Genomic DNA, 11,795 nt, shown 5'->3' on the forward strand with positions numbered 1-11,795 from the left:
TTTCGGTGTGCGACGCCCGAACTTCCCCGCCTCAGATCCCGGTGCGGACGGCAGCGACCAGCAGCTGCCGCCCACCCAGGTGTTCGGACGCGCGCCGTCCGCCGACCCGCGCCGCCCCGTGCGCGCGACGCGTCCGGCCTCCGGCGTGCCCACCGGGAGCGGCGGCGCTGCGAGCGGTGGCACAGCGAGTGGGGCCCCGTTCGACCCGTTCGGGATGGGCGGCGACGCCCCGGGCCTCGGCGGCGACGGCGCCGGGCGCCGCGGTGGCAACGGCCGCGGCAACGGCGGCAACGGAGGCGGCGGCCGCAACGGAGGCGGCGACAACGGCGACGGACCCGGCGGCGACGACGGCGGCACCCCCACTCCGCCCCCGGGCGGCCGCCGGGACAAGGCTCCGCGCAAGCGCCGCCGCACGAAGCGCATCATCGGCTGGACCGCCGCGGCCCTCGCGGTGATCCTCGTCGTGGTGGGCGGGTACGCCGCCTACAGCTACTTCCGGTTCGTCGGCGGCGTCAAGCATGTGGATGTGATCTCCAAGCCCGCGAACGATGTCGACGGCCAGGACCAGAACATCCTGCTGGTCGGCGACGATCATCGGCCCGACGGAGCCTCGCAGGCGGAGCTCGACCAGTTGAGCACCACAGACGACGGCGGCGGGACCAACACGGACACGATGATGATCCTGCACATCCCCGCGAACGGGAAGTCGGCGACGTTGATCTCGCTCCCGCGCGACTCCTGGGTCGAGGTGCCCGGCCACGGTATGAACAAGCTCAACGCGGCCTTCTCCCTGGGCGGCGGCGCGACCGATGCGGCGAGCGGTGCGAAGCTGCTCATCCAGACCGTGCAGAACCTCACCGGCCTCAGCATCGACCACTACGTGCGCGTCTCGCTGCTCGGCTTCTACACGATCGCGCAGGCGCTGGGCCCGGTGCAGGTGTGCCTGAACAACGCGGTCGACGACCCGTACTCCGGCGCCAACTTCCCGGCGGGCGTCTCAACCTTGGACGCGAAGCAGGCGCTGTCCTTCGTGCGTCAGCGCCACGGACTCCCCCGCGGCGACCTCGACCGCGTCGTGCGGCAGCAGTACTTCCTCTCGGTGGAGGCGCACAAGTTCCTGTCGGCCGGCACGCTGCTGAACCCGGGCAAGCTGACCAAGGTGCTGGATGCGGTGAGCGGCTCCCTGGAGACCGATCCCGGCCTGAACTTCCTGCAGCTCGCGGCCCAGCTGCAGGGGCTGACCGGCGGGAAGATCCAGTCGGCGACGATCCCGATCTCCGGGACCCCGACGATCACGGTCGACGGCGACGACATCTCGATCGTCGAGGTCGACACGGCCGCGATGCCGGCGTTCATCCAGAGCCTGATGGGCACCCCGAGCGCCTACGAGAAGGCGACGGCGGCGAAGCCGGCGGACACCTCGGTGACCGTGCTCAACGGCGGCAGTCAGAACGGCGCTGCGACGACCGCCAGCCAGACCCTCGCGGGCGCCGGCTTCAAGACGGGCACTCCAGGCGACGCCGACACCCGCGCGACGACGGTGATCCAGTACCCCTCCGGACAGGAGGCGCAGGCCAAGGCCGTCGCCGCCTACCTGCCGGGCGCGAGCGTGCAGGAGACCTCGTCCGTGAGCACCGTCACGGTCGTCCTCGGCGACGACGGCATCATGCCGACGGCTCCCGCTGCGGGTGGTGGCACCGCTCCTGTCCCGGCCCCGACTCCCGCTCCGACCGGCCCCGCCACGAACTACAGCGACACCGTCTGCATCAACTGATCGCGGACGCCTCCCGGCGCAGCCTTCTTTCGGACCGGTCCTGGCCGGAGTTACGGTGACCCCCACGAGCCCAGCCTGACCAGCGCTCGTCCGGGGGGATGCACCATGTTCACGCTTCCGTTCGCTTCCTCGAACAGCGAATCGAATCCAGGAGGGGCGCGGCGGAAGCCTCGCGCGACGACCGTCTGGGCCACCGTGGTGGCGCTGATCGCGGGGATCGCCATCCCCGTCACGGGCGGGTCCACCGCGACGGCGGCGCCCGGAAGCCTCGTCTCCGGCGTCGTCTGGGCGGACGTCAACCGGGATGGCGTGCACCAGAGCACCGAGCCCGTGAAAGCCGGGATCCCCATCCAGCTGTTGACCTCTCCGGGCGGTGTGGTCGTCGCGACGACCACGACCAGCGCGGCCGGGGTGTACCGGTTCCCGGACGTGGCGGACGGCACCTTCGTCGTCCGCGCGGACGCGAGCGCCGCGTTCCATTTCCCCGCGACCGCCTCCGGCGAGAACGACTTCGTCACCACCGGGCCGCCTCCGGTCGGCCAGCCGGAGCGCGGCGTGACGGCGCCGCTGACCATCGCCGGGACGACGCAGGCGGTGGGGATCGACGCGGGGATGCAGCCGATCGCCGACCTCAGCGTCGCGCGGCTGCCGGTCGCGGAGGGATGCGAAGGATTCGCCGTCACGGGAACCCCGCCGTTCGACGCGACCGACGCCCCGGGGAAGGACTCGGGCCCGGGCAACTGCATCGTGCGCGTCATGGACACCGTGTCGCAGAACTACTCCGTCGCCCTGACCGGACTCCCGACCGGCGCCTCGGTGCCGAACGTGGTCGCCCAGTTCACCGTCTCCTCGCCCGACGGCGCGAAGCTCGAACTCGTCGGGCCGGGCACGAACGGGCTCCCGGCAGGATGCCTGGGCGCGGCGAACGGCGCCAATCCGCCGTCGTCACGCACCGTCAATGCCGACGGGTCAATCACCGTCATCTGCAACATCGGAAGCCTGTCGTCGAATGTCGCCGCGCTGCAGCTCGCCTACCGCTTCGCGTCGAACACGCCCATCCCGTCGCACGCTGGGATCACGATGTCGGCATTCGCGCCCGCGGGCGATGCCGGGACGTCGGCCACCGTCGACGGCCCGCAGGTCGAGGTCACCGGGACGGCGCAGTGGGACCTGGAGAAGATCCCGTACCCGCCGTCCGGCGTCGGCAATGCGGGGCCGGACTTCACCATCCGCACGTACAACGGCGTCGCCGTCTCGGGGTACCTCGTCCGCTACAAGTTCAACGTCGTCGACACCCTCCACGGAGCCGGCGCCAGCGATCTGGTCTGGCCGGCCACCTTCACCGACGTGATGCCCGAGTTCCCGAATGCGCGGATCACCCAGTGCCGCTCGGCCGAACCCGCGGACAACTCGCTGTCGTCGCCGTGGACGCTGACCTGCCCGCTGGAGGAGGTCCAGGGAACCGACGGCTGGCAGCTGAGCATCCGGCCCAACAGCGGCCGCGGGAGCGACACCGGCAAGGGCCACATGATCATGACGATCTTCGTCCCGCTCGACGACATGAACAGAGCCATCGACCCCTCCTGGCAGCCGGGTCAGCCCAACCCGACCGGCACGTTCGACTTCCAGAACCGCGCTCAGGACACCGACCGCTGGGTGATCAACGGCGGCGCGCCGAACTACGGCCCGGATCACGAACCCGGCTCGAACGGCACTGGCAACAACCTCGTGACGATCGTCAGAAACGCGGCCGCACCCACGTGGGACCTGCAGAAGAGCTTCTTCGGAGGACCGTTCTTCACCACGCAGACGGTCAACGGCGTCCCGGTCAACGGCTACCGGGTCGACTACCTCCTCAACATCGTCGATCTGGCCGGTCCCGACAATGTCGGACCGTGGCTGGACCTGCCCGTCACGTTCAAGGACAGGCTGGTCAGCCATCCCGGCGCACTTCTGACGAGCTGCGATGCTCTGCAGCCCGACCCCAACGCGGCGACCGTCACGTGCGACATGGGTGCCCAGCCGGCGGCCGGGTGGACGATCAGACCGACGCCGAACCAGCGCGGGTTCAACGATCGCCGCATGAACATCGTCGTCCGCTTCTTCATCCCGATGAGCACGCTGCCGGCCGACCCCTGCCAGTCGAACGTCACCCTCGATCTGCGCAACGAGGCGATCGACTCCGACCCGTGGACGGCGGGCGGGGACCTCAACAACGGCACGGGCTTCGAGCCGGGATGGAACGGCACGACCGCGACCGGCAACAACCTCGACGTACGCAGCGTGCGCCCCTCCGCCGGGGAGTGCGGCTCCCTCACCGGCAACAAGCAGTACATCCGCAACGGCGCCACCTACAACGGTCCGACCTTCGGCGGCGACGTCGTGCAATCGTTCGTCAGCCTCTCGGCGAACAACAACCGGGTGTCCGTGCCCGACCTCAAGCTGTGCGACGTGTTCGATGTCTCGGTGCTGAAGCTCGTCGCGGGCACGCCACGGATGGGGACCTTCCCGTCCGGCACCAACGTGAACCCGGCGAACTACGTCATCGAGTACGCGGTCGGGCCCAATCAGGTGAACACCCAGAACGGCCCGCCTACCGGCGGCCTCTACCCCATCGACGCGTCGTCGATCACGGGCGCGGCGACGGACTGTCGCAACGCGCCCGGTCCGTGGACGACCGACCCGGCGGCGGCCTTCGGCGCGAACTGGCAGGACGCCGTCAACATGGTGCGCATCCGGCCGGTCGACCCGACCCGGGTCGAGACAGGGCCGTTCGCCGCGCACCTGATCTTCGAGCTCGAGACCCGGACCTTCTACAACGGCGGCCCCAACGCCTCGGAGGCGATCCCGTCCGGCGTGCGCGTGACCAATGTCGGTGGTTGGCCGACCGGCGCCACCGGCAACGGGTGGGGCACCGTGTCGCGCCAGATCCCGTTCTCGGGGATGCTGCTCGGCGTCGCCAAGGCGATCGTCCCCACCCAGTACTTCCCAGGCGACACCGCCATCTGGGATCTGACGGCATCGATCAGCCGCACCACGGTCGGGGCGACGCTGCAGAACCTGCGGCTCGTGGATACGATCCCCGCCGATCTGCACTTCGACTCCGTCTGCACGCAGAACCTGCTGCCGCCCGGAGTGACCGTGAGCTACGACCAGCAGACGCGACGCGTCACCTTCGTCGCCGGAGACATCCCGATCGTGACCGCTCCGAGCCAGACCGTCTTCAGCCCCACCCCCGGAGCGACCCGCGGACGTCTGCGGATCTGCACGACGGTCGACAGCCTCGCGCAGCCCGGAGACACGCACGTCAACACCGTGCAGGCGCTGGCGGACAACGCGGAGAACGCGCCGACGGCGCAGGCGACGATCCAGATCGTCGGATCGGGCCAGCTCGGCATCACGAAGAGCGTCGACAAGCCGTTCGTGGCGAGCGGCGAGACGTACACCTGGTCGTTGGAGTGGGGGAACACCTCCACGCAGATCGCCTTCCAGCCGCCGGACGTGATCGACGTGCTGCCGTGGAACGGCGACGGCGACCCCGCGTCCGGTTCGGCGCGATCGCAGTACGCTTCCGACTACACCGGAACCGCGCGGCTGTCGGGGCCGCTCGCGGCGCCGACCTACCTCCGCGGCGCCACCGGGGCCGTGCCGGGCACGTGGTACTACTCGAGCGCACCTCCCGCCACGCTGATCCACGATCCGCGCGACCCGTCGAATGCGAACCCCGCGGCACCAGGAGGGCTCTGGCAGACAGCGGGCGAGGTCGCCGACTTCGGCGCGGTGACCGCCGTCCGGTTCGTCTCCAGCGGGTTCCTCGGTGTGCAGACCCGGGTGCGCGCATCCATCCCCGCGGTGTCGACGAGCAACGACCTCGACAACGTGTACGTGAACCGGGCCATGATCTTCTCGGCCACCTTCGCGAACCAGCCGCTGCTGTCGAACGAGCCCTACGTGCTGATGCCGGGCTTCTCCCTGGGCGACCTGGTCTGGCTCGACAGCAACGGGGACGGGAAGTTCGACGGCGGGGAGCACGGCATCCCCGGCGTCGCCGTGCAGGTGCTGACCGAGAACGGGGATGTCGTCGGCACCGCGACGACGGATACGAACGGGCGCTGGTCGGTGACGTCGCTTCCGGCCGGCCGGTACGTCGTGCACCTTCCCGCCGCGATGTTCGGGGCGGGCGGCCCGCTGGCCGGGACGGTGGTCCGCACCACCGCATCCAGCCCGGCGCTGACGCCGAACGAGGATGCCGACAACAACAACACCGCCTCCCCCGACCCCGCCGCGACAGGGCTGACGAGCACTCCGGTCACGCTGGCGAACCAGTACGCGGCCGGCGCCCTCGTCGGCGGCAACGGCCCCTCCGGTGACGACGTCGCCGGACTCGCCGGCGAGCTCATCCCCGACTCGTTCACCGCGTTCACCGTCGACCTCGCCGTGCTGCCGGCACCCGGCATCCACATCGAGAAGGCCACCAACACGGAGGACGCCGACGACGCTCCCGGACCGCTCGTCCCGGTCGGCGGCGCCGTGCAGTGGACGTACGTCGTCACGAACTCGGGCGCTGTCGACCTGACCGACGTCACGGTCACGGACGACCAGGTCGCGGCCGCCGACATCGACTGCGACGCCACAGGAGGCAACGTCATCGCGGGGCCGCTCGCACCCGGCGCGTCCTTCACCTGCGTCGCGACCGGGACGGCCACCGCCGGGCAGTACGCCAACACGGGCACCGTCACGGGTCTCGACCCGGCGGCAGTGCGGATCGATGACGACGATCCGTCGCACTACTTCGGGATCGTCTCCGGCATCGAGGTGGTCAAATCGTCGACCACCACCGACGTGGTGCAGGTCGGCCAGCAGATCCCCTACAGCTTCCTGGTCACGAACACCGGCAACAGCCCGCTCACCGGCATCACCGTCGAGGATGTGGTCGCCGCGCCATCGGATCCGGCCGGCCTCTCGGCGGTTGACTGCCCCGCGAGCGCCCTCGCCGGCGGGGCCAGCATGACCTGCACGGCCACCTACACCACCACGCAGGCCGACCTCGACAACGGCTCCGTCACGGACACCGCGACCGCCACGGGCACGCCACCCGCCACTCCGGATGAGCCCAACCCGCCGCGGGTCGCCTCGCCGCCGGTCACCGTAACGCTCCCCGTCACCCACACGAGCTCGATCACCGTGCTGAAGTCCATGGCGCAGCCGAGCACTGTCCCGTTCACGGCGGGCCTGCGCATCCCCTACGACTTCCTGGTGACGAACACCGGAAACACCGTGCTCACGGACATCGTCGTGACCGATGTCCAGGTGGCCCCGGCCGTCCAAGCCGCCCTCTCGCCGGTGGACTGCCCGGCGACCACACTCGCGCCGCAGCAGGACATGACCTGCACCGCCACGTACGAGGTCAGTCAGGCGGACGTCGACAACGGGTCGCTCACCGACACGGCCGTGGCCACCGCCGTCCCCGCGCCGAGACCCGACGCTCCGAACCCTCCGGCGATCGCCTCACCGCCGTCCAGCGTGACCATCACGGCGGACGACCTCCCGGGGATCCGCGTCGAGAAGTCCTCCACGACGACGAGCGTGGTCCGAGCGGGACAACAGATCCCGTACACGTTCCTTGTCACCAACACCGGCAATGTCCCGCTGACCGGGATCACCGTGGACGACCAGGTGGCCGCGCCGTCGTCAGCGGGCGGCCTGTCGCCGATCGACTGCCCCGCCGATCCCCTGCCCGTCGGAGGGCAGCTCACGTGCACCGCGACGTACACCACCACCCAGGCCGACGTGGACAACGGCTCCGTCACCGACACCGCCACCGCCTCCGGCACCCCGCCGACCCCGCCGGGCGGTTCGACGCCGGACCCGATCCGTTCCGCCGCGTCGACCGTCACCATCGCGGTGGCCGACGATCCAGGGCTCAGCGTGGTCAAGACCTCGGACACCGCGGCCGTGACGATGGTGGGTCAGCAGGTCCGCTTCGCGTTCCTGGTGACGAACACCGGCAACGTCACGCTCGCCGACGTCACGGTCTCCGACACCGTCGCTGCGCCGTCCGACCAGGCGAACCTGTCCGCCGTCGACTGCCCGGCGAGCATCCTGGCGCCCGGCGAGCGGATGACGTGCTCCGCCACCTACACGACCACGGCCTCCGATCTCCTGCTCGCCGCGACGATCTCCGACCGGGCCACCGCGGTCGGGACCGCCCCCGACGGCACGCGCATCGGTTCGCCCGAGGCAGGTCTCACCCTGCCCGTGCGTGCGATCCAGAACCTGCCGGTGGTCAGCGGCTGAGGGCGTCGCGGCCGCTGCGACGCGCGTCAGTCGAACAGGCGGCGGAACACGTTCGTGTCCGCCAGGTCGATCAGCTCGTCGCCTCGGCCGTTCATGATCGTCCGCAGCGCGTACAGCGTGAAGCCGCCGACCTGCTTCGCCGTGATCGCCGGCGGGATGCTGAGCTCCTGCCGGGCTGTCACCACATCCACCAGGGCGGGGCCGTCGTGGGCGAACGCCGTCCGCAGGGCGCTCTCCAGCTCATCCGGCTTCTCCACGCGCTGACCGTGCAGACCCGCGGCCTGGGCGATCTGGGCGAAGTCGGGGTTCTCGAGGCTGGTGCCGAAGTTGACGAACCCGGCGGCCTTCATCTCGACTTCGACGAAGTTGAGCGAGGAGTTGTTGAAGACCACGATCTTCACCGGCAGCTTGTTCTGGCGCAGCGTGAGCAGTTCGCCGAGCAGCATCGCGAGGCCGCCGTCCCCGGCGAGCGCGACCACCTGCCGCCCCGGGAACGCCGTCTGGGCGCCGATCGCCTGCGGCAGCGCGTTCGCCATGCTGCCGTGGGTGAACGAGCCGATCAGCCTCCGGCGCCCGTTCATCCGCAGGTAGCGCGCGGCCCAGACCACCGGCGAGCCGACATCGGGCAGGAACACGGCGTCGTCCGCGGCGAGCTCGCTGATCAGCCGTGCGACGTACTGCGGGTGGATGGGCGTGCGGTTGCGGTCGTTGACCGCCAGGTCGTCGAGGCTCTTGCGCGTCTTGGCGTAATGGCTGAGCGAGGAGTCGAGGTGCTTGCGGTCCTTGCGGTCCTTCAGCAGCGGGAGCAGCGCATCCACCGTGTCCTTCACGCTTCCGACGAGGCCCAGGTCGAGCGGGACGCGCCTGCCGAGGTTCTCGCCGCGGATGTCGACCTGCACGATCTTCGCCTTCGACGGGAAGAACTGCTGGTACGGGAAGTCGGTGCCGAGCATCAGGAGCGCGTCGCACGACTCCATCGCGCGGTAGCCGGAGGAGAACCCGAGGAGGCCGGTCATGCCGACGTCGTACGGGTTGTCGTACTCGACGAACTCCTTGCCCCGCATGGCGTGGACGATCGGCGCCTGCAGCTTCTGGGCGATGGCGAGCAGCTGGTCGTGGCCGCCCTCCGCCCCTGCGCCGGCGAGGATGGTGACCCGCTTGGCGTCGTTGAGGATGTCGGCGGCAGCCTGCAGCTCGGGATCGGTGGGGCGGGTCACGCGCGGCGAGAAGGTGATCGGCGCGGACTTGCGGCGGCCCGCGCTGTCGGCGAGGAAGATCTCGCCGGGCACGACGATCACCGCGACGCCGCGGCGCTCAACGGCGGTGCGCATGGCGATCTCGAGGATGCGCGGCATCTGGTCCGCCTGGCTGACGAGCTCGGTGTAGACGCTCGCCTCGCGGAACAGCTCCTGCGGGTGCGTCTCCTGGAAGTACCCGCTGCCGATCTCGGCGCCCGGGATCTGCGCGGCGATCGCGAGCACGGGTACACGGCTGCGGTTGGCGTCGTACAGGCCGTTGATGAGGTGAGTGTTGCCCGGACCGCAGCTTCCGGCGCAGACGGCCAGCTCGCCGGTCAGCGCTGCCTCGGCGGAGGCCGCGAACGCCGCCGCCTCCTCGTGCCGCACGTGCTCCCACGTCACACCGTCGTTCCGGCGGATGGCGTCGGTGAAGCCGTTGAGCGAGTCCCCGGGGATGCCGTAGACGCGCGTCACCCCCGCATCCCTCAGAATCTCGACGGCGGTATCGGCGACAGTGGGCACGGCGGTCTCCCCTCGAATCGGATGCGGTGCTTCCGGCCCGCGGCGGGCGGCCCGGCACAGCCAACGCTACGCCGCGCACGTGAATCGCCGCATCCTCCTCAAAGCAACTGTGCGTTAACGTGAGCCCATCATGGTGAAGCAGGAGCGGGCGCAGGTGACGCGCGGGACGATCGTCTCCGGAGCCGCCGCGGTGTTCGGCCGCCGAGGATACGGCCTCGCCTCCATCGCCGACATCGCCGAAGAGTCGGGCGTCACCAAGGGCGCGCTGTACTTCCACTTCCCGTCGAAGGACGAGCTGGCCCGCGCGGTCATCACCGAGCAGCACCGACGCACGATGGCCGCCGCGGCCGAGGTCGTCGAGCAGGGACTTCCGGGGCTGGAGACGATGGTCCGGCTGAGCGCGGTGCTCGCGCACCAGCTGCTGACCGATCCCGTCGTGCAGGCCGGCATCCGGCTCACGACCGACGTGTCGATGTTCGATCCGCCGGTGACCGAGCCGTACGAGGACTGGCTGCGCACGACGGAAGCGCTGTTCCGCCAGGCGGTCGACGAGGGCGACCTGCGCCCGGACCTCGACCCGGGGATGCTGGCGAGCGTTGTCGTCCCGGCGTACACGGGCGTCCAACTGGTGTCGGAGACGGTCGCGCGACGGAAGGACCTGCTTGAGCGGGTCCGCGACCTGTGGACGGTGCTGCTGCCGGGCATCGTGCCACCCGACGAACTCGACCGGCTCCGCCGCCTGCCGGACCTCATCCGCTAGCCCCGGTTCGCTGGCCCATCGGGTTGACGCAACACGCCGTCCGGCCGCGGCGGTCGACGGCGTGTTGCGTCAACTCCGCGCTGAAGCCGTACCGACCCGGCCGCAGCGCCCCCAATCCGCTACGGCCGCGCCGGAATACATGCTTATTCTACGGCAGAACCGGACGATCGGTATGGACTCTCGGACGACGCCCAGCGCGGGCCGCGAGAGTGCGTCCCCTAGACTTGGCCGACGGGGAACGCCGGAGACGGCGGAAGCATCATGGGGAGGGGCCGCATGCCGTCTCGGGGCAGCAAACAGAAGAAGCGCGCGACGATGCGGCTCGTCTACATCGACTTCTGGTCGGCACTGAAGATGTCCTTCCTGGTCAGCATCATCGTCGCGGCCATCACGGTCGTCATCGGCCTGCTCATCTGGAGCGCGCTCGAACGATTCGGTCTGGTCGCCGCTGCCAGCAACTTCCTCGAGGACATCGCGGGGGCGCAGGGCGCCAACCTCGTCGCCGGACTGACCTTCCCCAACGTGATGACGTTCACGCTCGTCGTCGCACTGCTCGAGGTGATCGTGGTGTCCGCCCTCGGAGCGATCTTCGCCGCCCTGTTCAACCTCGCCGTCCACGTCGTGGGCGGCTGGAAGGTCACCTTCGGGAGCGACTGAGCTCCAGGCCGCCGACCAGCAGGTCGACGCCGAAGGCGAAGGCCGCCGCGGGGTCGTCCTCGTCGAGCGGCGAGCTGTCGCCGGCGGCCAGAACGCCGAGCGAGTCGTACTGCAGGCGCTGCTGCTCGTGCGAGACGTGGCCGAGCACGAAGTGCAGCAGCGCGGTCGCGGCACGCCGGGAGGTCTCGGCATCGAAGCCGCCGCGGGCGACCGCACGGCCCAAACGGTCGACGGTCTCGGGCGAGCCCAGACCGAGCGCGAGGGTGCTGGAGACGACCTCGGCGCCGTCGCGGTACGCGAGGAGCGCATCGCGCAGGGCGGCCGCCTCTGCGCGCACCGAATCGGCCCAGTCGGCATCCTCCGCGGCCGCGTCGACGGAGGGCCGCGTCGCGACGATGCGGTCGGCGAGTTCGGCCAGCAGCGTCTGCTTGTTCGGGAAGTGCCAGTACAGCGCGCTGGGCTGCACGTCGAGGGATGCCGCCAGCCGTCGCATGGTCAGGTCCGGCAGCCCGAGGTCGTCGAGGATGCGCAGCGCCGCCTCCACCAC

6 protein-coding genes are annotated in these 11,795 nt (G+C 70.4%); 4 read left to right on the forward strand and 2 right to left on the reverse strand.

What is annotated here, in order from left to right:
• Positions 1 to 7 precede the first annotated feature (7 nt).
• Both ABIC47_RS02450 and ABIC47_RS02455 read left to right on the forward strand, forming a co-directional pair.
• Complete coding sequence (locus ABIC47_RS02450; RefSeq protein ID WP_354476837.1) at positions 8 to 1,774, forward strand: LCP family protein; 1,767 nt, start codon at positions 8 to 10, stop codon at positions 1,772 to 1,774.
• A 195-nt stretch (positions 1,775 to 1,969) separates the two neighbouring features.
• Positions 1,970 to 8,071, forward strand: a complete 6,102-nt coding sequence (locus ABIC47_RS02455; protein WP_354476839.1) for a CLIPPER-2 domain-containing protein — start codon at positions 1,970 to 1,972, stop codon at positions 8,069 to 8,071.
• A 26-nt stretch (positions 8,072 to 8,097) separates the two neighbouring features.
• On the opposite strand, the gene poxB is transcribed toward ABIC47_RS02455, so the two are convergent.
• Positions 8,098 to 9,831 (reverse strand): ubiquinone-dependent pyruvate dehydrogenase, encoded by a 1,734-nt coding sequence (gene poxB, locus ABIC47_RS02460; RefSeq protein ID WP_026307278.1) that lies wholly within the window; start codon positions 9,829 to 9,831, stop codon positions 8,098 to 8,100.
• 130 nt (positions 9,832 to 9,961) lie between these two features.
• On the opposite strand from poxB, the gene ABIC47_RS02465 reads away from it, so the two are divergent.
• Both ABIC47_RS02465 and ABIC47_RS02470 read left to right on the forward strand, forming a co-directional pair.
• A complete protein-coding gene (locus ABIC47_RS02465; RefSeq protein ID WP_354476841.1) occupies positions 9,962 to 10,591 on the forward strand; it encodes a ScbR family autoregulator-binding transcription factor in 630 nt (209 codons plus the stop codon).
• 276 nt (positions 10,592 to 10,867) lie between these two features.
• Positions 10,868 to 11,248 carry a DUF3566 domain-containing protein gene (locus ABIC47_RS02470; protein WP_018192033.1) on the forward strand — a complete coding sequence of 127 codons (381 nt, stop codon included), beginning with the start codon at positions 10,868 to 10,870 and terminating at the stop codon, positions 11,246 to 11,248.
• Here the strand turns inward: ABIC47_RS02470 and ABIC47_RS02475 are convergent.
• Positions 11,229 to 11,792, reverse strand: coding sequence for a TetR/AcrR family transcriptional regulator C-terminal domain-containing protein (locus ABIC47_RS02475; RefSeq protein ID WP_354478686.1), 564 nt, complete (start codon positions 11,790 to 11,792; stop codon positions 11,229 to 11,231). The two genes, ABIC47_RS02470 and ABIC47_RS02475, sit on opposite strands and share 20 nt — an antisense overlap.
• Positions 11,793 to 11,795: the final 3 nt, after the last annotated feature.

Origin of the sequence: Leifsonia sp. 563 (assembly GCF_040545055.1) — a bacterium.
In the GTDB taxonomy this organism is placed as follows: Bacteria; Actinomycetota; Actinomycetes; order Actinomycetales; family Microbacteriaceae; genus Leifsonia.